This is a genomic window from Pseudobacteriovorax antillogorgiicola (genome assembly GCF_900177345.1).
Lineage (GTDB): Bacteria > Bdellovibrionota_B > Oligoflexia > Oligoflexales > Oligoflexaceae > Pseudobacteriovorax > Pseudobacteriovorax antillogorgiicola.
Genome location: NZ_FWZT01000019.1, coordinates 117,115 through 140,777, shown reverse-complemented (window position 1 = coordinate 140,777; position 23,663 = coordinate 117,115). Strand labels below are relative to the sequence as shown.

The window sequence follows — 23,663 nt, the reverse complement described above, 5'->3', positions numbered from 1 at the left end:
GATCAAAGACAGGCTGCATCCGTTAAGTCCTGACTCTTAACGGGAAGCGCTAGTTGAAACGAAGGTTCGAATGCCTGTTCACCCCATGCCTGGGCAATGGTTCGCCCCCAAATCACCAAATTGCTATGACGTCCCGACTGCATGGACTGGGGTAGAGTCATCTGTGACCCAATCACAACAACTTCATCATCAACGCTCAAAAAATGACCGTTGCTAATTGCTGCAGCTCGGTTTTCGCTACGAATTCCACCAATAGCAATCTCTGGCGCACCGTTTTTAAGAAAGGAAAACCATCTAACATCGAGCAACTTGTGATCGAGACCGACCGCAGCCTGCCTTAGCAGCGATTGAATGCCAAGGTGATTCGAATGGCCCGGATGCCCTTGAGATTTGCTATCACAGTAAAAACCTTGGCTTAGTAAAATCTCCAGAGCAACCCCTCGGCGCAGTGCCCGTGCCAGCGCAGAGATGATCAGCTCGTCTCCTAAAAGCGGAGTTCGCAAACGAATATTATCTTTCCCATGATGGATCAAGGCTAGCAGGCTTTTATGATGAGTACTCGCCTGTTCGCTTGATGGCCCGTCGCTCGGAATGAAAGCCATGGGAGCTTGATCAGGGCCCTGAAATCCTTGACTCAAAGCCTTTTGCCAACGTCGCGGTTTGAACTCCCTATGGTAAGGCACTCCAAACATATCGGCCAGCTCGGGATCGACAAGATACCGCCCTTGCTTGGCTCGGATGATGCCATTAATCGCATTCCGACGAAGTTCCTTGACTACATGTCCAGTCACCGTAAAGGCTAAGCTTGACCAACCCAGTCGCTGATCAAATTCTGGTCCCACAAAAGCATTGCCTAGAACAGCAATTTGGCCATCAACGATCAATCCATTGACATTCGACCGATCGCCAGCCTCCCCATGCCAAGGAACTATTTCGATATCCAGATCCTGAGGGTCAAGGTGCGCTTTCTTAAATTCAGATTCAAGTTTACTCTGCACACTTTCTGACAAATCACTGATCAATATTTTCACATTGATGGGTTTGCTACATGAGACGCAATTATTAATACTCTTAGCTCGGGAAGCAAAGCTTTTTACCAAAATGTTTGCAGCACTGGATGATTGCCAATGACTGACTTGAAGAATGACCTCCTCTTGGGCCTGAAGAATTAAGTTGCGATACAAAGCGTAGATGTCAGAACCTTGGGACCGCAGCTTGAGATCGACCCAATTTTGAACAGAAATGGATTGATCTTTTCTTGCCGGGCTCAGTCGGTACCATTGGTCATCTATTAGTCCACTCCGATTTCGAAACTCATCTCTAATGCAGTTTAGTGCGTGAGGGGGAGCCTTCGTAGAAAACGCCAAAGCTTCGACCCAAGCAAGAGAGTGATTATTTTCACAAGGAACAGCAGCGGATGAGACTCCTTGAGTCTTGAGTTTGTTACTTGAGGTTTTACAAGACATGGCTAAGATAAGACAAAGAACGAAACACCGAGGCAAAAGGCAGTGCAAAGGGGACTCCCGTTTCGAGTGCTGAGCTTCCTGTTTTTGAGGCATGAATCATCTTATCAAACCATTGCCCAGAATCATAGGCGAAGGCTCGTGCGCAAAGGAGCTTGCGACGTAGCGCGAGAGACGAGCCTAATGAGTGGTGCACTAGATTAAGCCTGTGGAACTTGGTTATGGTTAGTTGGATTTTAAGAACTGACGCCGAGAATGGAGCATCGTGCTCCATTCTCAGTTACAAACCATTTATGCTCCGACGATGCCTCCGTCATCCTTCTGGATCAAAATGGTTGAAGACCTCGGCGGGTTCTTTCCAGAACGATCTGGGAAGTGCAGTTTGGGATGCTGAACATTGATGAACATGGAGGTGCCATCTGGAGTTTTCGTTATACCTGTCACTTCGCAGCCTTTTGGGCCGACAAAGAATCGCCGAACTTCTTTGGTTTCCGGATCGGAAGCTAACATCTGATTCAATCCGAAATTGACATTGTTGTCTGATGAGTCTGAGTAATCGGTTTGAATCCAAAGACGACCGTCTTGATCGAAATAGAGTCCATCGGGGCTGGAAAAGATATCGCCTTTGATGTCACCCTTTAAGGTTTCATTCTCAGCGGAAGGATCACCAGCCATAAGGAATATATCCCACTCAAAGCTCACAGCATCAGCACGGTTGTTTGCCTCAGCTATCTTAACGATGTGGCCGTGAAGGTTAGCTTCCCGCGGGTTCGCAGCGTTTACAGTTTGGCGAGCATCACCATTGCCACGACGAGAGTTATTGGTAAGGGTTACATAAACATCCTTGCTTTCGGGATGAATCGCGACCCACTCCGGGCGATCCATTGGCGTCGCGCCTACATGGTCTGCTGCTGATCTAGCGTTGATCACAATATCTGCTTGATCGCGAAAGCCATTAAGAGCCGTCAGGCCGTTCTTGCCATGCTCTAAAGCGGCCCATTCACCGGTTCCATCCTCATAGAAGACCGCAACATAGAGGGTGCCCTCATCCAACAAAGCACCATTTTCCTTGCTAGACTTTTTGGGATCGTAGGTTCCTTTGGGGACAAACTTATAGATGTATTCGCCTCTAGAGTCATCACCCATGTAAAAGGCCATCTTGCCATCATCCATGACCGATGGTGTAGCGCACTCACGAACCAATCGACCCATCGCAGTTCGCTTGACAGGATCTGACTTCGGATCGAACGGATCGATTTCGACAACCCACCCAAAGCGATTAGGCTCGTTCACGTACCCCTGATGATCGAGATTTGCTTTTGGAGTCGCATCAAAGCGCTCCATCACAGTGTCCCAATCATAGCGATTCTTAGTTCCGATTCCGTAGCGCTTATGCTCCCGTCGAGATTCGAAATCCGTCTCATCTTTATTGCCAAAGTAACCTTGGAAGTTTTCTTCACAGGCGAGATAGGTTCCCCAAGGAGTATATCCCATCGCGCAGTTGTTGTAGGTACCATAAACAGTGCGACCCTCAGGATCCGCCACAGTCTTCAAGGCATCGGTACCTGCTGCGGGCCCCGTGATCATCATTTTGGTTTGGCCGTGGATTCGCCGGCCATACTTAGAATCGCTGACGATCGACCAGTCTTTGCCATTCTTTTTAACTTCAAGAACGCTGACTCCATGAGCAGCTAGCTCTTTTAGAACTTCTTCCTGTGGCCTCACCCCGTTGACTAACGTGTCACCGGCGGGGTGTAGACTCCACTGGTTGATATACTCATGGTTCATCACAAGAAGGCCATGCTCGCTGCTACCATCAATGGGGAAATAATGCATGCCATCGTGATTTTGACCAGCTTGCTTTTCTTGATCTGCCGCTGTGTGTTGGGTACTTTCAAGCATGCTCGGTGCTCCAGCAACGACCGGATCGCCCCAGCTGAAAAAAACCTGGGCATTATAGCCTTCTGGCACAGCCATCCAGTCGAACGTTTCATCAAGCACAGGATCGATCCTGTTGAAACCGAGCAGAGGTTCTTTAGGCGTTGGGTTCGGTCCGGTAGGATCAGGTTGCTCACCACCGCCTAAGCCAAGGTCTGGGTTGTCTTCGGGAGGATTTCGCTTATCATCGTCATCTTTCCCGCAGGAAGACATGACTCCACCGCCAAGAAAGCTCACTGCTGCTACAGTTGCACCACCACTCAAAAATCGGCGACGGGCAATGGGAGTATCCAAAAGATCTTTTACCTGTTTTGTCTCATTCATCCTAGGCTACCTCTTAGGGGTTATCTCTCATGTCGCTGGGTTTCTTAGCGGATTCATGTTTCGAGACAATAAAGATAGACTAAAGATATATCCAAGATCTTTTTATGTATTCTTTATTTTGGAAATTTGGCAAAACGAGTGCCTAGTCAAATTGAATTCTCGGCTAGGACAAGGAACGAGCGAGGAGACAAGTACTTGCTGGGTACGGTGACGAGCGTGTGACGAAGTCAACAACGCCAAGGCTTCAAATCGACTAGGTACTAAAAAGAAAAACCCAAGGACAGGCTTGGCTGGATATGGATCGGGGCCTTGCTAAACGTCTTGATGTCTTGGTACTCATCCTGTAGATCGGAGCTGGAAAGAGAGCCAATAGATAGATGGGTCCCACTGTTACCACCGATTTTTTGAATATACTCAAAGAACTCCACACCAAGATAGAAATTCCGGCCCAAAAAGTGATTAAATCCCACTGCAACGCTTACAAACTCCTTATCAATATTTAAATATGACTTCCCCTCGCTAATCGAGAGCGGAAAACCAAACCCGAGGGTTTGGCTATCTAAGTCCGTGTGAACTTCAAACTTACCGATAGAACCACGAATGTAGATCATGCGATATATCATGCGACGATAGGTCATATGAAGAAGGCGTTAGTCTATCTTTTGATTTTTAAAGGACGCACTGTCCGAGGAAAAGTCTAGTTTATCTTTGCCATAGGCAAGACCAAATCCCATTTGATTCACGTCGGCATCACCAAAGTAGACGGTCATGCTTGTATTCAAATCGTTTGATTTCGCTTCCAAAAAAATACTTTTTATCAGCCCAATGTCCTGACAGATGGTCTGTTCGTTACCATCAGATTGAAACGGAACCACTTCAGCACGTGCGACCGCCAGCATACTCCATATCACGGCTAAGACGAGAGCGTCCATAGACTTCAAGTTCGGCTCCTTCTGAATTGTATGTCACATTTTAATCATAGCAATATTAGCAGAAGACCACTATGTAGGAGCCTCAAAAAATATTCGGATATTCAGGCAATTCTAGACTGTAACTTAGTCTGGGAGATGTCTAGCTCGATCAGAAGGTAGGTTCCCTGGGGGGTGTTATCAAGAAATCGAATCCGCCCGTTATAACGATCTGCAATTTCCTTGACCACGGCTGTACCGGCGCCCCGACCACTGGTTTTAGACACACCCTGCGCGGTGGACACAGCATTTAGCAAAAGAACATCACGAATACTTCCACCTTCTTCAGGCTTGAAGCCTGTGCGATCGCATAGTTCCCTAACTCGCTGATCATCAATTCCTACCCCGTTGTCTCGCAGGCCTAGCAAGAGAGTTTCCCCTTTTTGTAGACACTCAAAACACAGATGAATCAATCGAGGTGCATCTTCACCTCGCTTCAAAGGCTCAACAAAGCCGTGGTCAATAGCATTGGCGAGTCCGTGTAAGAATACATTTTGAATATCGCGAACGAGCTGGGGGTTGGCGTGTTCTAGCTCACATTGAATATCTAATGCTCCAAGAGACAACTGCTTCTGCTCTAGATAAGAAAATTGGCTCAAGGTGAGATCTATGATATCCCGATAGACCTTGAACTGAGGAACAAAATTTCTTGAGTCTTTCTGTTTGAATAACACATGGTACTGCCGCTGATACTTCTTAACAATCACATCCAATCGTTCAATAATGTCATCTATCAAACTGGGTTCGAAACCTCCTAGGGACGCAATGATCGTTTCTTGGTCATGAATCAGATCCGCTATATCTGTGATACCCAAAACTCTAGCATTGCCCTTGACGGTATGCAGAGCTAGAATCACTTGAGATTTTCGATTCTCTTGCAGTCGCCACTGTCTCATTCCATCTATAAGTCTTTCGAACTGGGATAGAAAATCTTCAAGTCGCTCAGGACTAGTGATATAAGCGTTCGCTAAATTTAAGATAATCGACTGATTTTCAACTTCTTCCTTCACTTGCAGTTCCAGCATGACTTGATCTGTAACATCTTTGAAGACAATAACGATCTGCTTACAGGTGCCATCGCTTCCGGGTATAGGACTCCAGATAAAATCTAGTAGTTTTTTACCACCCTTATTGTAACAACGATTAAAAAGCTGATCACTGTTAAGTTGCCACTGAAAGTAGTCACCTCCCATAGCCATTTTAAAAACATTGATCACCGTACTCTTTCTGCCAGCACTCAAATCTATAGCATCGAGCACATCATATAGAGTTTTGATCGACTGGCCACATTCCAACCCCAAAAGATCCAAGGTAGTGGGGGAAAAATCATTGTCAATACTGAGATCAGATTTCACTAAGATAATCCCATGGACCATGTGAGTGATGATGTTTTCAATCTTGCGATTTTGGCTTTTGATCACCTTAGACCGACGCCTCAGCTGGTACCAAGATAACGACACGATCCCCAGGATTGAACCGATGGCATAGATTAAGATCGATTGTTTCTCATTCTCTTTCTCTAGAATTGTACGTTCAGCCCTTTCTCGATCTACGTCATAGGTGGTCCGATACTTGATTTCTTGTTCCTGCCGGTTGACGTCTGCATAGATCTCGTAACTTTTTCGATGCTTAAGCGATGCATCATAAGCAGCCTCAAACATACCCTGCTGGGCATAGGCTTCGTGCTTTAAGCGATAGATGTTCACTCGATCCAAAAGGTATTCATTTTCATCCTTAAAAAACTCTTCTGCCGTGGAGAGTGACTCTAGAACAGCATCGAATTCCCTAAGATTAAAAAGTGCTTCCGCAAGACTAATTGCCGTTCTGGCACTCATAACCCGATTGTCCAGCAACCTAAATAGCCTAATGGAGTCTCTGAGATTTTCTGTAGCAGCCTCATGCTCCTTAAGAGCGATCAAGGCTAAGCCCTTACCCTTTCGTACATAGGCCATATCTAGTTTGTCATCAATGGATTTGGCAGTTGCAAAAGCCTTGTCAAAGTACTTTAGAGATTTTTTGGGATCATTCCGTCGAATGGTATCAGCAATGTTATAAAGCAAAAGCCCCGTAAAGAACGTGCGATCACTACTCTCGAAGTATTCGAGGGCTTCAAACAATATTTTTTGCACGGTTTCCGTGTCTCCTGATCGAGAGTACGGCAATGCTGTATTGTTTAAGGTGTAGTAGTAAAGGTCCCCTCGATCGGATTCAAGCTGCTGGTAGGCCAGCTTTGAACTTCTTATGGACTCAGCAATTTTCCCAGTTTCATAATATAAGATTGCTAGTTGACTATATGCATAGCCCATGGATTTTGAATAGGGACCCAACTTGGCAAGCTCTACGGACCGCTCAAGCTGTTTCCTCGCTTCTTCTGCTTTTCCCCTTAGCTGAAAGCTCACGCCCAGAACTGCCGTAGCCCAAGCCAATTCTTCTGGATAGCGAAACAAATCATCATTTTCGATCAGTTCTTTTGCGAGGGTTTGCCCTTCAGCGCTTCGTCCCAGAAAAAGCAAGCAGCGAATTTTGATGATCTGGCCTCGAAACCATGCCTTGCGATCAGCTGTTTTAGCCTCCGATAGAAGTGGCTCAATTTTATAGATAAGCTTTCCGGGGTCGCCAAAGATTTCACCCTCCAAACCAATAACCTGTTCGAAGAGCTTCGAGTTGTCTCTCGCTGAAGCAATCTGAGCATGAATCAGCTTACCTACAACTATGAGTACAAGGAGATACCAGCGCAATAAATACCTCTAGGTATATTACCCAAGATTCAGCATGGGCCATTCGCTTAGATATCGGTGATATATGGCAGGCGTTTACCTATCAATTGAGTAAGGGTTCAGTACTTTTCTGAGAGGGACTAGGAGTAGGATCGCGCGCCTCCTAGTGCTCGCTCCTTAGCCGGCAATAACTGCGATCCGGCGGCATTAAACATACTAAATAGTAGGATAACTCTTCTCTTGATGAGCGATTTGCGCATCAAGTTTTTCCTTTAAATCCATCGATAAAAGAGCTAATTTCTGAAGCCCTTCAGCAATATTCTCGATTGCGGATACCAAGTGATCGTAATTTTCATCTGACATAAGACATTCCTTTCTCTCAAAACAATTAATTGTCACGTGTTCCAGATTAAGTAACCTTAACCCAACCCGCAATACGCAATTTTATTAGTTTTTAGACTGTTTTTTATGATTATTTTTACGGAAGGGTAATAAACTCAAGCATAAAAACCCCCATTTTATTGGTAATCTAACGCACTCTGGGGAGGACTGCCTCGAAAGCTTCAGGTAAATATTTCTTAATACAAAATATGTTACACTCATCATTTTTAGGGAGCTAGCACCATCCCTTTTGACCTATATCAATTTAAGCTAAATAAATTCAAAGATATTGCGAAAAGGCGTTAAGGATCGAAGGACCAAAGGAACTGAAAGTCGTAATAACAGGAGCCAGCCTCTCCTAGATCGAGGGAACGATCAACATATGGCAGCTGCCCGAAGCATTGCAGTATTGGTGATTCTGCTTTGCAGCTGGTCTCTATGGGGAGGAGACCAACCATTTATCGATTGGAAAGTATTCGTCAATGCTCATGAACGAAGTGATCTGTCATTCCAATTTTCTTGGCGCCAGCTCCCCCAGGAGTTTGTAGAGCCTGAGATAAGATACGTTGGAACATTTCGATTAGGAGAACGGACTAGCCAGGAAAACCAATACCTCGTGCTCCCCCCACATTGGCTAGACTACCAAGTAAAAATCAATTCTTATGTTCTCCACAGGGGGCGAACTGATCGATTTGTGGGCAATATTTATCGCTATCAAACTTTCGTGGTACCCAGCCCAGTTTTAGACGTTCAAAATACCATTACTATTACAGCCCGCGGCAGTCGACAGTTTGGAGGCTTTCGCGGAGAGAATCCACTGATCACAAACGACCCTGAAGATCTCTTCAAATATCGTGTGTACAACAGCTTGCTAAATGATGTCCACTACCCTATCGCCATATTTAGCTTTCTGCTAGGCTGCTTCTCCCTGATGCTTCTTCGTATAAGAGAATACCGAACAGTTGCCAACAGCCTTTTGGTATCCTATATATTTATGTCTATTCCCTATATCGCTCTCGCAACAGATATCTATACCGTCACCAACTGGGGAGCGACCTTTCCTTTCAAGTTCCAGCAAGCGTTCCAGGTAGCCATGTGGCACTCGGTTATCCTTTTCTTCTTGATAAAAACCGGTAAACAAAGTCAGCGCCTCCTTGCAGCTCTCCAACAAAAGCGATCGTTTATAGTCATCTACGGCATACCACTAGCCCTTCTGTCGATCGCCATCGGTTCTAGCGATGAACTTTTTTTCACTCTAACTAGCATCTACTTCCCCCTTCTAGTGATCGTCTCCATCGCAGTTCTCGGACTGATGAACACCCGAAGCCCACTGTTCTACTCCTATCTTGTCTGTGTCATAAGCTCTCTAGTTGGTATCTATGCCGAAGTTTTCCACTCAAATTTCTATCCATTCGCCTATGGCTTCTTGGTCATTAATATTAGTGGCTTCTTTGGAATGATCGATGATATTCATCGCAATGCTGTTCTCAATCGCATGGTCAACAAGCTCGTTAGTCGGTTTGTCCCTGGCACTGTTTACGATCAAATCTACGATCTTATGAAAGGCGGTGTTTCTTATAGGCAGGTTTTGAACGAGACCCGGGGAACGTCCTCCCTATCCACGGTTTTGATTGATATCTGTGACTGGGGTAAGTTGAATTCTCACATTTCTTCGACGATTCCGGTTGATCTGGTCAATCGAGCGAGAATCTTCGCATTTGCAGAAATTCAGCGAGTTATGGAGAATCACCACCTGGAGCTAATCAAGACTTCCGGGGACAATATGCGCTTCTGTGGTGGTCTATTCCTCATATGCAAGGAACGAGAAAAGGTCATTGCCACCCGCACCGTGTCTGCGATCAAACAACTGCTTCAAGAGCACAACCGCATCAATGCTGAGCTTCGTAAACAGGACCTGCCCGTATTGGAGATCAAAGTTTCGGCCACATTTGGTATCACGACATATGGTATCGAACAATACACCAACCGCAATCAATTCGACACTCAAGGTCATGCTGTGAACGCTGCTTATCGAATCGAAACAGGTATCGATAGCGGCTTCTATGATTCGTACGGACGGAATGTAGCTGCGGTGTCCCAGGATCTTGTCAACCTCATCGATGACATGAATCTACTGGATGCATTTTCAGGCAGTCACGAGATTGTTGATAAGCATGGGATTAAGTATCACTGCCACATCCTTCGAAAATCGGACGAAGAGGTTAGTCTCTCAGATTTTACTACAGCCATGGGAAATTTTTTCAAGAAAGCCGATCCCCAATCCACACCACCACCAAAACAGTCGCCGCACGCAGAATCCATAGAAGGTTCCGATAAGCGCGCCGTATCTCGGGAGCGAATCTACATTGGAGAAGACTTTCAGGTGACATGCCACGGACAGAATTTCGAAATTACCGGTCTAGTTCTCGACTACAGCAGCCAGGGGATCGCCATCCTCTTCGATAAAGATCAGAATGTGAGTAATGCATTGCTAAACTATCATGTACAACTGTCCTTTCAGCTAGCCGGCCAGACCTTCACGGGTGAAGGTGACATTCTACGCTACGAAGAAAAAGACATCCGAGGAACCAAATACGATCTCTTAGGCCTACGCATCAAGAGTAATGCAAGTGACTCCCGTGAATATCGCTATTCGATCCAGGATCACGGAGTTCACCCCACCATGACCTGTAAAAATCCCTTCTCTTTTAAAAACAATCTTAACTTTCTGGTGTCGGATCTGTCCTCACATGGCATCGGTGTGATCGCTCGGAACCAGGGTAGTTGCCTGCTTATGGGAATGAAGGTTAAGATCCACGTGGTGTTCCCCTTCACAGGAGCTATTGAGTGTGATGCCGAGGTCATCCATATTACAGTGGTGGCCCAGAACGAATTACGAGTCGGCCTTCGTATCGATAGCTCCATTGATGACTACCAGAGACAAGCAGCCCACTTCTTGATGTTTGATAGCGGTGATGAGATCACCCTTCGGGAGTTGCGTAGACATGGTTTTCATATTGATAGTGTGGCGGCTCACCTTAAATGTCGCTACCCACAAAACGAGGCCGACCTCGATCAGATCTTTCGATTTCGGCTAAAAGTGATGCATGGAATGGGTGAATGTCTCGATATCACAGACCCCAATAAGATGGCAGACAAATACGACGCCTTTTCGCGGCACATAATGATTTTTCACAAGGATAAGCTCGTCAGCACTGCACGAGTCGTGTTTAATGATGGCCAGCGATCCAGAGTGGAGCACCTCCACTATAAGGCTGAAATTCCAGACTATATCTTCGATGAAAAATTTGTAGAGTTTTCTCGTGGCTATGTTGATGAGCATTATCGGGGATCTGACGTTTATCTCACGATGGTCTATCACCTGGGCCGCATTGCACTTGAAAGCGGCAATGACTATGTGATTATTAGCTGCAACGAAGCTCTATTAAACAAATTTTATTCACACTTTGGCTTCAAAGTCGTCGGTACTTTCTCCAATAGCCCAGACAAGTGGCTCTTGTGTTATGCGAACATGCGCGCCATCGTTGAAGGCCGCATTGTGAACCCAACTGGATGGGCCTTAGGCTACGGAGAATTGCATGATTATCTTATGAAGCAGAATAAGTTAAACCGCAAACTGATTGGTACTATGAGCAAAGGGATGCAAAACAATCTGAAGCCTCTGATTCTTAACAAAATCAAAAAGAGTCGCGCCTCCTAGGGTAAACAGACGAGACCCAGATGATTCAATGGTTATGACAGATTCGGACTAAACGTAGCAACAAAGTAAATGTATCCCCCTTAACGGACGAGGGAAAGTGGATCTTCTTCAATTTCATTGAATCTCACAGCCAGTGAGCGATAGCCTTGGCCGATGGCTAGGCAGCACTTCATGGTGAATCGTTTCGCTAAGAAAGATCACAAAACGACCCATTTCTGGTTGAATGGTAGCAGCTTCCACCTCAGGATTATCTTCCCGATAGATGCGCAGCTGACCCCCATCAGATTCACCCCAGTCGTCGTTGAGGTAAACGATGAGAGAGAGTAGCCTAGCATTTCTGCCCTGAAAACTATCCACATGCTTCTTGTAGAACGCACCAGATTGATACATCGCAAAGTGCGACTCAAAGCCATTAATGGGTAGGAACATGGCTCGTTTCAAAACCATCATCAGGTCCCAGGACCGTTGCAAATAGATACTTTGCCAAGGACTTGCTTGTAGCGGGTCCAGCCAATGAATCTGATCCTGCCGAACCCGCGTATCCTTTAAGTTCTGAAAGCGATCACCGACCCGAGCCTGATAAAACCCATCCCCCTGGCTATTAGTGTAGATTGCCAGAGCTTCCTCTTTCAGACCACGGCATAAGTCGGCCTCGAAATAGCCGGCACCTGCATACCATCCGTAGGCCTGTAAGGCTTCGACGATTTCAGCACCAAATTCTTCAGGACGTTTCACTTTTGACAATAGTTTCTCCCTAGCAATTGCCCTATTTCCGGATGGCCGCTGTGTTGTAAATTGCTTCATATGTCCTAAAATGCATCATCGCGATGCACACTAGGTGCTTTGTCATAATGTTTATCTAATGAGCAACAGATTGCTCCGCACGATGGATTTGATAGGTGATGCAATGGAGGGCACCGCCGCCCTTGATCACTTCGCTTGCATCGATCCAATGAACCTTAAGACCCAGCTCTTCCAGCCGAACTTCAACCCCTGCTTCTATTTCGGTCATCAAGCCTCTCGTAAAGCCGAGCTGATCGAGATGATCGGGGAACTGGTATCGCGGCATAAGGATGTCATCTTGCAACAAGACACTATTGATGTAGCTGCTTAGTACCTCGCTGGTAAAAAGGGGTGTTACAATCCTAACTACCTGAAACTTATGCTCTAATTGCTCTGCAACCGCATCCATCTTGTGGGCCAAGTGCAAGATCCGCTCAGCTGTGACGGGATCGAGGGAGCTGGTTTTCTCTAGGATCAAGTCTGGGATCTCCGCTACCAGTACCACGTCCTTGCTTACGACTTTCAGATACATATCAACATGCTCGTGAGGAGGGTCTTGAAAGTAGTAGACTGTCTCGCAACCGACTTCACTTTTGAGTGCTTGAATAAGAACCTGATAGCCCCCCTCGTCGACAATCAAAGATGTACTATCAGCACCCATAAAGCAGTCTTGGCCATTGCTCAGAAAGTTACCCCCGTCTAACGAAAGAGGTATTTGAATCACCGATTGGGGACAGGTTAAAGCCAGCTGATGGCTACCTAAGTCCTCAACATGAAAGTCTTCTTTATAGCGAAAATCGATGATTTCGTTCACTGAATGCCCCATCATGGAGCGACTCGATTGAATGCCCAAGTAGTCCCTGACCCAGATCGATTCATGGGCAAATGGGATCAATTGCAGCCGTCCTTTTTCAATCTCTGCGGCAAAGTCCTTGAGCTTGTGATCGCTCCCCTCTTCCGGAATCTGGTTCATTAAGATTCCAACATCGTGCCCCAAAGTAAGAGCTTTCTTAATCAACGGCAGCCCTTCTGGATAGTCTAGTAAGAATTCACTCAGGATCAAAAGTGAGACTGGACTAAATTCAGCGATAGGCCGGCGAACCAGATTCTCAGTTGGCTCCATCATGCCCCGCACCGACCACGATAACGAAAGGCCTACCGATACACCTAAGGCTACTACCGCTGCGAACATCCATTTCATGAATGCCTGTCTCCTCGTAATTGGTCATCTCTTCCGTGAGCTGACCTGCACGATTTAGGCCATGGTGGTTGATCTTACCAACGGGCTTCACAAAGCTCCTTGAAACTCTGTGACAAACAGCCGCTATTATCAGCGTGCTAGAGTTTCTCATCATGACTGACTCATGGAATCCGATGGTAGGATAAAGCACAAGGAGGATTCATGCCCCTATTTTCGCTGAAGGCTCATCTGGCGATTCTATTACTTTTTTTAAGTGGTCTTTCCCCCATCGATTTTGGGCAAGCCATGACCCTCCACATCCAGACGAATCAGGATTCCCAAGGTGTGGATTACGAATATTTCAGATCCCAGGTCATCGAGCCCTTTAATCAAGCTACAAATGGTCGGGTTAAGATTGAGCTGCACGGTTCAGACAAGCCTAAGGTTGATATTTATGGTGCTTTTAATGCCGCCCGGTTCGGCGAGATTGATGGCTTTATGATGACTCCCCAGTACTGGAGCCACGATCCTGTTTTTTCTATGATGGGTTCATTGGTCGCTGCTTGGGATTCTCCCTTGAGCTATCTAAACTGGCTGGAACAGCACAATGGTATTCGCTATCTTGAAGACGCCTATCAGGAAAAAAATCTGCGTCTTGTAGGCTATACTGTAAACAATATCGAATCGATTGTATCCCGGGTGCCTTTACGCTCGGTAGACGATTTTAAAAATCTCACAATTCGTACCCCCCGAGGTATCGTCTCAGACTACTTTCAGAGTTTAGGTGCTAACACCAGGCCCATCGAACTTCCAGAGGTAGGAGAGATATTAAAACGGGGCGCGGTGGATGCCTGTGATGCATCCAATGTTTCAGTAAACCGGCGGCTCGACCTCTACAAACATGCAAAATATACCAATTACCCTGGCTTTCATTCTATGCCACTGATCGATTTTGTTTTGCGAGACAAAACGTGGCAAAGCTTGAACGAAAATGACAAAGCCATTCTCACCAAGCTTTTGAGGGCTTGGCGCTGGAACTATCCCAAGATGATCATAGCTCGCGCTAAATCCGATCTTGAAGAACTAAGAAAACAGGGAGTAGAAGTTATTTCATGGTCGGACGACTCTATCATTGAAGCCCGACGAAAAGCGTTTCCTATCTGGAAAAAGTATGGCGAGAAGAGTCCGAAAGCCCGCCAGTTACTCGACGCGATCACTCAATACCTCAAGTCCGAGAACAAACTCTAGTTGAGTCTGCAAACCAATCTGTCACATGATCAACAAACAACCGAGTCTTACGCGGCAGCTGCTTTCTTTCTGGGAAAACTGCCCAGATCGATGCGCGATCTGGAACCCACTCTTGCAAAACAGGTTCTAATAAACCATCGCGCAGGGCATCTTCCACGAAGAATCGGGAAGCATAGATTATCCCTGCACCTTTAATCGCACCTCGTACGAGAGACTTGACCGAGTTGCTGCGAATTTTCGCTGTGATACCAACATTGAACCGTTCCCCTGACTCAGGGCTAGCAAACTGCCATTGGATCGGTTTATTTGAATCTGGCTGTGAAAATGCCAGACCTAAGTGCTCGCTCAGTTCGGATGGATCTTGAGGCCTTCCCATCTTGGAAAAGTATTCAGGAGATGCCAGCAGATGATACTGGGTTTCAAGGACTTTTTTCGCAACCATTCCCCCATCCAGCCTCGACGAAAGACGTAGCGCTAAGTCAAATTTCTCCTCGATAAGATTGATCGTTCTCGTGGAAAAATCGAGGGTCAATTGAATATTTGGATACCGATTAGAAAACTCGGTGATGCTTTCCATCAATAAATCTTCACCCACTCCCAGAGGAGCACTGATTTTTAAGATGCCCCGCTCGCCATTCTGAAGCTCAGTAAAATAGCGATTTTGATCTTCTAAGGAGTTGACGAGGGGCTTCATTGTTGCATAGTATTGCTCACCAATCTCCGTTAAATTAAGCGATCGAGTCGACCGGGCTAGCAGCTTGATTCCCAGCCGCTCTTCTAGTCCTTGAATTCGCTTTGTCACATGGCTGGGAGAAACGCCCAAGTGTTTTGCTGCTTTAGATAGGGTTCCCTGATCAACTGCCGCCAATAGCTCTAAGACGCCGTTCCACTGTTCCACTGTTCCACTTTGGCTCCTGTACTAGAGTTCGATGAGGAGCGTATTTTAGTCATATTTTCTATTATTTCTATACAGAAATTATGTTTTTCCAGTTGGCTCTCAATGGACTTATTAAGGGCTTAGCTATTCTGCAAGTACTTGCATATAAGTCTATGATCGTCTATAAGTTGGAGAATTTTGGAAACCAAAATAACCGAACCTGTCTTGGAAAAGCTAGCTTTACGAAAATGCTTTCGGTTTTCGTTTCCGAACGGCTGGTGGACTATAAATCCATATTGATAGAGAGTAATGCTGTGCAAGAAGCTGTTATTGTCATTGTTGGTTTTTTAGGAGTTGGCAAAACAACTCTTTTGACACGACTTGTTCAAGAGTATCTCAAGGCAAATTGGCAACCATATATTATTTTGAACGACTACCAGAACGCAGTGCTAGACTCTCAAAGGTTCCTTGAGTTTCTGCAACCGGACCAAATTCAGGCCCTGAGCGGCAGCTGCATCTGTTGTAGCGGGGTGGTTGAACTGCGAAGGCAACTGAACTCTATTCCTGAGAGGAAGCATGGAGTCACCTTTATCGAGGCAAATGGCACCTCAGATGCTTGCTCGTTGATGGAGTTTCTTGGGGTTGGTCTAAAGGAGCAATTTTTGCCTCCCATCCAAATATCTGTCGTTGACGTCCAAAACTGGCAAAAACGAGGCTACCACAACGAGCTCGAAGCAAATCAAGTACAAGTTTCCTCCTTGGTAGTCCTCAATCATGCAGCCAATGTTTCACCTAATAGAGTCGAACGAGTCAAGGCAGATATTGCGAGCCTTAACTCCTCAGCTTCCTTCAAGACATGGAGTGAGTTAGATAGCCTGAGCCTGCCAAACCTGAAAGCATCCAATAACTCAGCTGACCAAATGGATCATAAGAAAGCCCATTGGGCCTCTTGCTCAGTTGACTTACCTGATCCTATTGACTCCAAAAAATTGATAGGAATACTAGAATCACTTCCAGATACCATATTGCGGGTGAAGGGCTGCACTAGGATGGATCAAGACGAACATTACTCTTATTTTGAGAAGATACCTTCTGGAGACATCGTTGTCAGACCGTACAGAGGAACATTGGCATCGGGAACAAAACTTCTGGTGGTCGGCCCCGGCAGCGACCCTGAGAAGCTTAGACAAATCATAGATGGTGCCTAAAACCCACGATCCTTCGCGTCAAACAACTCACCTGATTGGTGGGAGCAAGAATTTGAACCACGACCAATGCAGGAATCCTTCAACTTTTCCGAAACAGTCGTAAGAAATTGATCTGGATTCGACACATAAAAGTGAATTTCGTTAAAACTTCGCTCGATCCCATAAAGGCCTTTGATCGATCTATTCTCTTGAAATCTAATGCAGACGTTCGGCTTTTCCAGACCAATAGACAGCCGACCAAGCCCCTCTGGCACTTGCTCTTGTTTTTTGCGCCAATCTTGCTCCCATGAGGACTTAGGTTTAAAGTTAGATCTAGACACCGACTTGATGGCTGAGAAGGGAATAGATCCCTGCCATCGTGAAGATATATCTATATGAATTCCGTCGGCATACACATGATAGCCACCCTCCTTGATTCTCTGGTAATCTCCTAAGAACCAAATAATCCCGTAAAGGCTCATTGCAACAATCACGATCTGAACGGTCGACAACAAGGGGCTGGGTTCCCATAGATATTGTATAATAAAGTGAATCAAAGGGATTTCAACTAAGGTTGCGAACCCAACAAGGCTTATCAATACTTGGTACTGACTTCCTTCCAGAACGTCAAAGCGACTTAAATCATCAGAAAGGGGGCTCCTGCGCAGCAATCGCCACACCCCCTTGAGATTTTTAGCCTCTTCCATAAACATTTGCATGAAATCAATCCTCCCAAATACCAGCTCACAAAGCAACAATTGGATCTGAACAAGTCACCCCTTGTTCGTCAAGTTCCGCAAACCGATAGGAGAATAACATATTTAGGGGAGCAAACCTATGAGACAAGGCTTGGTTAAAAAAATGCGAGGAGATGGTACAAACCGTCGCATCACCCAGTCTTTGTCAGAGATTCGGGTCCATACAGCTCAAGGAGTTTTTCTTTAAGAACCTTGTGCTTTAGAGGTTTACCTAGAAAGTCATCCATTCCAGCATCAGCGCACTTCTCACGATCTTCCTTCATCGCACTAGCGGTTAAAGCTATAATAAAGGGAGCTGACTCTCCTAGGTTTTCCTTTATCCGACGGGTGGCTTCAAAACCATCCATCTCGGGCATGTGACAGTCCATCAAGATCAAGTCATAGTTTTTCTGCTTAACTTTGACGAGTGCTTCATGGCCGTTCTTAGCCTGATCTGCATCCAAACCAAGTTTCGCCAGGTATTTTGTGAAGATCTCTCGGTTCAACTCATTGTCGTCAACCACAAGAATTTCTAATTCGGAATAGACACCTACTCCACTGCGATCAATCAGCCTGCTTTGTGGCGGATCAATTTTGGGAGCAGGTAGATTTACAGTAAACGTGGTCCCTACCTTCAACACACTTTGAACATGGATGTAGCCGCCCCATTGCTTGACAATAGCTTGCGAAATGGCTAGACCAAGTCCCGTTCCACCAAAGGCTCGGGTTGAAAGCTCGTCTGACTGTGAAAAAGCAGCGAATATCTTAGGTAGCTTCTCTGGGGCAATGCCGATGCCGTTATCTGTGATTGCTAAGCAAACCCATCGTTGGTCGTTTCGAATCTCCTCGTGGTAGGACATCACAACCTGCCCTTCTTGGCAGAATTTGATGGCATTACCAACCAGATTAAAGAGAACTTGCTTGAGGCGATAGGGGTCGCCATTTGTCCAACCGAGGCTTTCGCCATTGGTGCTAAGTATCGTGCCGTTATTTGAGGCCTTGGGCCCTAATGCTTGCAGCACTTCTTCCAGCAAGACATCGATGCTAAAAGGAATATTTTCAAGGCTAAGCTTGCCGGCCTCGATTTTCGAAAGATCCAAAACGTCATTGATGATCGCTAGAAGTAGATCCCCAGAAGATTGAATCGAAGCTAACTGCTTTTGCAAGATCGGGTCTTTCACTTCACTGAAAATGATATCAGCCATTCCTATTATCGCATTGAGAGGCGTACGAATCTCATGGCTTATGTTAGCAAGAAATCGAGATTTTTCCTCGATGGCGACTTCAAGTTTTTTACCTCGAATCTCGCTTAACTGTAGCAAGTGCCTTGTTCTCATGGTTGATGCGTACGCTAGGGAGCTTAGGAAGCCTATAATAGCACCTAAAAATATGACAAGTTCGGGGTAATTAGTATCGATTTCAGCCATTAAAGCTGGTGACGCACTAAAGTAAAGCGACCAGCGAACCTCATCCCTTTGGTATTGCCTAAAGGTTGATAGGTACAGTGGGGATTGAGCGTTCTGTAATCGAGGTTCTTGATAAATGATGTGGTCCCGATGGTTCCTAACAGTCAATGCAAAATTTCGGTCTTCGGACCGGGATGATTTTGACAGATCTTGGAACAATTTTTCGGGATTAATTTTATATAACAGATGATACTTTCTACCCGATCTCTGATCAAATACAGTGGCTAGCGCTGCCACTGAGGTTTCATCAGCAGTAACAACTAGCCGAGCACCAGGACGGTTATAGGAATCAAACGATAGGCTCTTAGTGAACCCGCGACCTTTTGGAAATGATGCAAGGATCTCTCCTGTATCGTCTAGGAGATAGATAGCCTCCAGCTCTTGAAAATCTAATACGTAGTCTTTAGCATCAGCCATCCACGATTCAAGAGACTCTACCCCACGCCTACCTAATCTTTCCGACTGCCTTTGAAAGGCTAGAAGACTTTGCGCCATAGTCACGTCGAACTTTGAAAGTGAGGCATCTGCGGAGCGTTCTAAAAAAGCCCCTAACTTTTTTTGTTCTGATTCTGCAAACTGAAGCCCGAAAAGATAAAAGCTCAAAAACACTGCCCAACCAAGAGCAATAGCAACGCGACTCGATTGCCTAAGGTCGATCCGCCTTAAGTTTCCAATGGAATGAGCTAAGCTCAAAACAAGAAAACCACTGGATGTGTGGATTGCCATGTTCGTATATTTCTGCCAGCCAAACACCGGGTCCACAGACATCAAATAACCGAGAAATGGTGGAGCTGCAAGAAACATCACAATCGTCGACAAGGTGGATTTTAGAGGCACTCTTTTTTTTCTATTGGGATAGCACGACTGTACCAACAGAAGGACACTCATAATCGCAAAGCACATGGCCGTATTTGGAGCCATGCGCCCAGGGTAAGATGTCTTAGTAGTGATATAGTGGTTCATAAACATTTGATCGATGCCGAAATCTTGCGACCAAAGATACTGTGCAATGGTCATCAGAGCAAGTGCAGCGAGGCATAACCCAGTGAGAAGCCCAACCGTCCGGAACTTAGAATGGAGGACTAGCCCTATACTCAGTAGAGTGAATCCAAGGGCTGTGTTGTATTGCATGGGCACAAACTGCGAGCTCACTTGTATCAAGGACCTTGACTCCAAGTGCCAACCCAAGATCACAGCCCCACCCAGAATCAAAGTCAGAAATGCAGCTAGCTGCTCTAGTGGCAACCATCGCTTAATGACGTTGTCCCTGAACCTATTCATCTCACTGCCTTGCAAAGGCTAAAAACATACTAGCAAGTAATGATCTAGCCGTGATTTTGTGAATCGACCGTCACGTGCCACATCCTTACATCGGTAAAGGATCTATAAAACAGAGAAGAAATTTTCTAATAGTAATTAAATAAAGGCCCTAGCTCACCGACACAAGGGCAGCTAAACGAAGACCAGCAGAGCCTCTGACATGAGATTTTTGATTATCGATGACGACTACGAGGACATAACAATTCTAAGACGCTTACTCACGAGCCTTAGTCGTTCCAACGTTGTCGACTCATCCCTGGGGTATCAACCAGCTAAGGCGATGATCAAAAACAATCAGTACGATCTCATCTTTATTGACTTTTTCCTGACAGAAGAAACTGGCGATCACGTTGTCCAAATGATTAGGGAAAACGGATTTAGAATGCCAATCATCTGCATCTCCGACTCCTTCGAATCAAGTGTCGAGAAACTTTCTCGTTGCTCCGGAGCTACAAGCTTCGCCTTAAAAAGAACCATTGACGAGGAAACTTTACCCATATTTATTGCCAATGCAATGAAGGCAGCTCAGGAGGCGGCGTCATGGACGACCCAAAAAATCCAGAACGTCCCGTAGTTCTCGTTGTCGAAGACGACGATGCCCAGCGAGAACTACTGATAGGTCGGCTGGAAAAACAAGGCTATGAGGTAAAGGAGGCTGCCAAAATCGAACCGTCGCAACCAAATTATTTCTTAAAAAAAGACCCCCAGGAGCAAATGCTCTGGAGGTCCTCCAAGATCAGAAGATTATCAAATTAGAAGCGATTTCCGAAACCAGGTTCGCTGCCTATAGTTTTAACAAAACACGTAGCACTAACCTTTCTCCCACATCACCTTATCAATCGTGATTGTCAGAGCATCACTGGTGGTGATGAGAAAGGGAGTGTCAACTCGATTCCATTTAACACCATCAAACTCACTCAGGGGAACAGTCACCGTCTGCCAGCCTTTGCCAGCGATTTCATTCAATCTAGGTGTTAGATCGATGGAACCGATACAAGGGTAGACACAGTCAATGCGAAGTTGAACATCAGCTGCGGGAACCTCAGGCAACTTCGCTTGAAAACTCAGCTTGCCAGCCTCAGCGAAGGTCTCAAGATTCCTTCCAGCGCCATCAAGACTTTGGAAATAGACTTGGCCTAAGCCTTTAAACACTAACTGCCTCGCTGCCCACTGAATGCCCTCTTCGTTGTCCACGGGGGTCACAACGATAGATGGGGTTGAAACCTCATCAGCTCGCACTTGAATACCTAGCCAGTCATTGAGAGGGTCACCAATAAACATCCCCCAAGGCTCTTGGGTCTGACCTTCGTCGTGAACCCTCACCTCGTCCTGAACCGGGCTACTGCTGTCTTGGCCACAGCCAAAATCTCGGCTTGGCTCTGGTAGTTTAGCCAATGTCGATGACTTGCCGTATTCCAACCCAAAGCCATAGGGAAATAACGGGTCATAAGCTTTTTCACCTACATTCAAGGGTGTCTGACAAGGTTCCTGGGGCCAAGAAAAGCTCAACTTCCCAGTAAAGTCATAGTTGACACCACCTTCAGGCCCTTGAAAGATCACATCGGTGATCCCTTCAGCTTCACTTCCTGGTAACCAAGCAGCCACAAACGCATCCGAAAGATTGATTTCCTTGTTGGCGTAAAGTGGTCGGCCGCCAAGATAGATGGCAACAGCCGGAACTCCACTGGCTTTGACCCGTTTCAATACTTCAAGATCTTCAGGGTGAAGCTTGGCAAGCTCTAAAGTATCAGCAGCACCCAGATCCCCACGGCCTTCAGCATAGGGCGTTTCTCCAATCACGACGATAGCTACATCATGGGACTTGCGATTGATTTCGGAGCCATCTTGATCAAAAGTAACCGAAGTAGAGACGGATCGAATGGCATCCAGTACCGTGGTAACCCCAACGTAGTCGTCCTTGCTATTTTCCGTTCCCTGCCAACTAAGTGTCCAACCGCCAGTTTGATTGGCTTCGCTATCGGCACTTTTACCAGCCACCAAGACCCGAGCACTGCGTGGTATGGGTAGAAGATTGCGATTGTTTTTCAAAAGGACCAATGATTTTCGAACAGCTTCCCGTGCGACATTTTTATGTTCGGTGGCACCAACTGTCCCCGCGGTAACTTGAGCCGTGTCTGCCAAGCGTTGAGAGGGCTTGGGCCGATCGAACAATCCCGCCCGCATCTTGACTCGCAAGATTCGTCGCACAGCATCATCGATGCGGCTCATGGGAATCTTACCCCCCTGCACTTGAGCAATCGTATTTTCAATAAAGGGCCGCCATTCCGCTTTATAGGGAATCATAAACAGATCAATGCCAGCCAGCACAGCCTGAGCACAGTCACTATTACTACAGCCTTTTACCTGACCAATGCCATTCCAATCGGAAACCACCAGCCCATCAAAACCCATTCGATCTTTCAAAACGTCTTGAATAAGGTACTTGTAGCCATGGACTTTCTCACCATTCCAACTGTTAAAGGTGATCATCACGGACTGCACCCCGGCAGCCAAGGCTGGAAAGTAGCCACGCCCGTGAATGTCCCGAAGCTCCGCCTCGGAAACTTCAGTGTTCCCTTGATCCTTGCCCAGATTGGTGCCACCGTCGCCAATAAAGTGCTTAGCTGTGGCGATGACGCGCCCTAATTCCAGAGATCCTTGTAGCCCCTTAACCATTCTGCCGGCATAATCTTCAACAAGATCAGGAGACTCGGCATAACCCTCATAGCTACGGCCCCAACGGTCATCACGAACCACTGCCAACGTTGGTGCGAAGGTCCAATCGATTCCCGTCGCTGCAACCTCGCGCGCCGTGATCTCACCTATTTTTTCCATCAAATCTGGGTCGCGAGCAGCTCCTAAGCCAATGTTATGGGGAAACAAGGTGGCCCCACGCACATTGTTGTGACCATGGACCGCATCGGTACCCCAAAGAATGGGAATCCCCATATTGCCATCAGACTCATCCATCGATGCTGCCCAGTACTGATCCGCCAGCGCGAGCCAGTCACTCACCTGAGCTTGCTTATCGCCACCAGGAAATGAGCCGCCACCGTTGAGAACTGAACCAAGATGAAATGCTTTTACATCTTCAGCAGTGACATGCTGAATCTCTCCTTGGACCATCTGTCCCACTTTTTCTGCAAGACTCATGGACTTCATGATCTCGCTAATCCGTGCTTCCATCGCTGGGTCTTGAACTATTGCACTTTTAATCTTTGGCCAGGATTCAACTCCTGACTGTTTCGGGCTTGGCCCTGCCCCAGCCGAAAAGCTAAGGGCCAGTAGAAAACCAGTGGCTATCTTGCGTTTGATCATAGGTACTCCCTCTAGTTAGAAAATATCCCCAGTGC

At 46.3% G+C, this 23,663-nt stretch carries 17 protein-coding genes; 5 read left to right on the top strand and 12 right to left on the bottom strand.

Translation table 11 applies throughout. The annotated features are described in order from the left end of the window. Window positions 1-2: 2 nt before the first annotated feature. The 6 genes from B9N89_RS22045 to B9N89_RS31485 all read right to left on the bottom strand — a co-directional run bounded on the left by B9N89_RS22045 (window position 3) and on the right by B9N89_RS31485 (window position 7,773). On the bottom strand, window positions 3-1,559 hold the full coding sequence (locus B9N89_RS22045; RefSeq protein WP_143478239.1) for a phospholipase D-like domain-containing protein: 1,557 nt from the start codon (window positions 1,557-1,559) through the stop codon (window positions 3-5). Window positions 1,560-1,754: 195 nt separating this feature from the next. Next, window positions 1,755-3,725 carry a PhoX family protein gene (locus tag B9N89_RS22040; protein WP_132322709.1) on the bottom strand — a complete coding sequence of 657 codons (1,971 nt, stop codon included), beginning with the start codon at window positions 3,723-3,725 and terminating at the stop codon, window positions 1,755-1,757. Between the two features lie 260 nt (window positions 3,726-3,985). After that, the gene (locus B9N89_RS22035) at window positions 3,986-4,363 is read right to left on the bottom strand and encodes a hypothetical protein (protein WP_132322707.1); all 378 of its coding nucleotides are present in this window, start codon (window positions 4,361-4,363) and stop codon (window positions 3,986-3,988) included. 12 nt (window positions 4,364-4,375) lie between these two features. After that, window positions 4,376-4,666 carry a hypothetical protein gene (locus B9N89_RS22030; protein ID WP_132322705.1) on the bottom strand — a complete coding sequence of 97 codons (291 nt, stop codon included), beginning with the start codon at window positions 4,664-4,666 and terminating at the stop codon, window positions 4,376-4,378. A 92-nt stretch (window positions 4,667-4,758) separates the two neighbouring features. After that, window positions 4,759-7,431 carry an ATP-binding protein gene (locus B9N89_RS22025; protein ID WP_132322703.1) on the bottom strand — a complete coding sequence of 891 codons (2,673 nt, stop codon included), beginning with the start codon at window positions 7,429-7,431 and terminating at the stop codon, window positions 4,759-4,761. A 195-nt stretch (window positions 7,432-7,626) separates the two neighbouring features. Beyond that, window positions 7,627-7,773, bottom strand: coding sequence for a hypothetical protein (locus B9N89_RS31485; RefSeq protein WP_159455555.1), 147 nt, complete (start codon window positions 7,771-7,773; stop codon window positions 7,627-7,629). 400 nt (window positions 7,774-8,173) lie between these two features. Between B9N89_RS31485 and B9N89_RS22020 the strand changes: the two genes are divergently transcribed. Beyond that, on the top strand, window positions 8,174-11,512 hold the full coding sequence (locus B9N89_RS22020) for a PilZ domain-containing protein (protein ID WP_132322701.1): 3,339 nt from the start codon (window positions 8,174-8,176) through the stop codon (window positions 11,510-11,512). 114 nt (window positions 11,513-11,626) lie between these two features. Here B9N89_RS22020 and B9N89_RS22015 read toward each other — a convergent pair whose 3' ends face one another. Together B9N89_RS22015 and B9N89_RS22010 are read right to left on the bottom strand one after the other, a co-directional pair. Further along, window positions 11,627-12,247, bottom strand: coding sequence for a 2OG-Fe(II) oxygenase (locus tag B9N89_RS22015; RefSeq protein ID WP_234996146.1), 621 nt, complete (start codon window positions 12,245-12,247; stop codon window positions 11,627-11,629). 124 nt (window positions 12,248-12,371) lie between these two features. Beyond that, window positions 12,372-13,496, bottom strand: coding sequence for an agmatine deiminase family protein (locus B9N89_RS22010; protein ID WP_132322697.1), 1,125 nt, complete (start codon window positions 13,494-13,496; stop codon window positions 12,372-12,374). 201 nt (window positions 13,497-13,697) lie between these two features. Between B9N89_RS22010 and dctP the strand changes: the two genes are divergently transcribed. Then, window positions 13,698-14,723, top strand: a complete 1,026-nt coding sequence (dctP, locus tag B9N89_RS22005) for a TRAP transporter substrate-binding protein DctP (RefSeq protein WP_132322695.1) — start codon at window positions 13,698-13,700, stop codon at window positions 14,721-14,723. On the opposite strand, the gene B9N89_RS22000 is transcribed toward dctP, so the two are convergent. After that, window positions 14,701-15,621, bottom strand: a complete 921-nt coding sequence (locus B9N89_RS22000; RefSeq protein WP_132322693.1) for a LysR family transcriptional regulator — start codon at window positions 15,619-15,621, stop codon at window positions 14,701-14,703. The two genes, dctP and B9N89_RS22000, sit on opposite strands and share 23 nt — an antisense overlap. Before the next feature lie 80 nt (window positions 15,622-15,701). Here B9N89_RS22000 and B9N89_RS21995 point away from each other — a divergent pair, with 80 nt between their 5' ends. Continuing rightward, complete coding sequence (locus tag B9N89_RS21995; RefSeq protein ID WP_200820763.1) at window positions 15,702-16,808, top strand: GTP-binding protein; 1,107 nt, start codon at window positions 15,702-15,704, stop codon at window positions 16,806-16,808. Here B9N89_RS21995 and B9N89_RS21990 read toward each other — a convergent pair. Then, complete coding sequence (locus tag B9N89_RS21990; protein ID WP_132322691.1) at window positions 16,805-17,506, bottom strand: hypothetical protein; 702 nt, start codon at window positions 17,504-17,506, stop codon at window positions 16,805-16,807. The two genes, B9N89_RS21995 and B9N89_RS21990, sit on opposite strands and share 4 nt — an antisense overlap. Window positions 17,507-17,676: 170 nt before the next feature. Then, window positions 17,677-20,271: a hybrid sensor histidine kinase/response regulator gene (locus B9N89_RS21985; RefSeq protein WP_132322689.1), complete on the bottom strand. Its 2,595-nt coding sequence runs from the start codon at window positions 20,269-20,271 to the stop codon at window positions 17,677-17,679. A 199-nt stretch (window positions 20,272-20,470) separates the two neighbouring features. Here B9N89_RS21985 and B9N89_RS21980 point away from each other — a divergent pair, with 199 nt between their 5' ends. After that, the gene (locus B9N89_RS21980) at window positions 20,471-20,884 is read left to right on the top strand and encodes a response regulator (protein WP_132322687.1); all 414 of its coding nucleotides are present in this window, start codon (window positions 20,471-20,473) and stop codon (window positions 20,882-20,884) included. Next, entirely contained in the window at window positions 20,851-21,066 is a 216-nt protein-coding gene (locus B9N89_RS21975; protein WP_132322685.1) for a response regulator, read from the top strand. Before B9N89_RS21980 ends, B9N89_RS21975 begins: the two co-directional genes overlap by 34 nt. Window positions 21,067-21,120: 54 nt before the next feature. Here B9N89_RS21975 and B9N89_RS21970 read toward each other — a convergent pair whose 3' ends face one another. Beyond that, window positions 21,121-23,628, bottom strand: a complete 2,508-nt coding sequence (locus tag B9N89_RS21970) for a glycoside hydrolase family 3 protein (RefSeq protein WP_132322683.1) — start codon at window positions 23,626-23,628, stop codon at window positions 21,121-21,123. Window positions 23,629-23,663: the final 35 nt, after the last annotated feature.

Excerpts from the sequence above, each read along its gene's own strand:
- B9N89_RS22045 (WP_143478239.1), bottom strand. The coding sequence starts at position 1,559 with ATGCCTCAAAAACAGGAAGCTCAGCACTCGAAACGGGAGTCCCCTTTG.
- B9N89_RS22040 (WP_132322709.1), bottom strand. The coding sequence starts at position 3,725 with ATGAATGAGACAAAACAGGTAAAAGATCTTTTGGATACTCCCATTGCC.
- B9N89_RS22035 (WP_132322707.1), bottom strand. The coding sequence starts at position 4,363 with ATGACCTATCGTCGCATGATATATCGCATGATCTACATTCGTGGTTCT.
- B9N89_RS31485 (WP_159455555.1), bottom strand. The coding sequence starts at position 7,773 with ATGTCAGATGAAAATTACGATCACTTGGTATCCGCAATCGAGAATATT.
- B9N89_RS22020 (WP_132322701.1), top strand. The coding sequence starts at position 8,174 with ATGGCAGCTGCCCGAAGCATTGCAGTATTGGTGATTCTGCTTTGCAGC.
- B9N89_RS22010 (WP_132322697.1), bottom strand. The coding sequence starts at position 13,496 with ATGAAATGGATGTTCGCAGCGGTAGTAGCCTTAGGTGTATCGGTAGGC.
- dctP (WP_132322695.1), top strand. The coding sequence starts at position 13,698 with ATGCCCCTATTTTCGCTGAAGGCTCATCTGGCGATTCTATTACTTTTT.
- B9N89_RS21995 (WP_200820763.1), top strand. The coding sequence starts at position 15,702 with ATGTTTTTCCAGTTGGCTCTCAATGGACTTATTAAGGGCTTAGCTATT.
- B9N89_RS21990 (WP_132322691.1), bottom strand. The coding sequence starts at position 17,506 with ATGCAAATGTTTATGGAAGAGGCTAAAAATCTCAAGGGGGTGTGGCGA.
- B9N89_RS21985 (WP_132322689.1), bottom strand. The coding sequence starts at position 20,271 with ATGAATAGGTTCAGGGACAACGTCATTAAGCGATGGTTGCCACTAGAG.
- B9N89_RS21980 (WP_132322687.1), top strand. The coding sequence starts at position 20,471 with ATGAGATTTTTGATTATCGATGACGACTACGAGGACATAACAATTCTA.
- B9N89_RS21975 (WP_132322685.1), top strand. The coding sequence starts at position 20,851 with ATGGACGACCCAAAAAATCCAGAACGTCCCGTAGTTCTCGTTGTCGAA.
- B9N89_RS21970 (WP_132322683.1), bottom strand. The coding sequence starts at position 23,628 with ATGATCAAACGCAAGATAGCCACTGGTTTTCTACTGGCCCTTAGCTTT.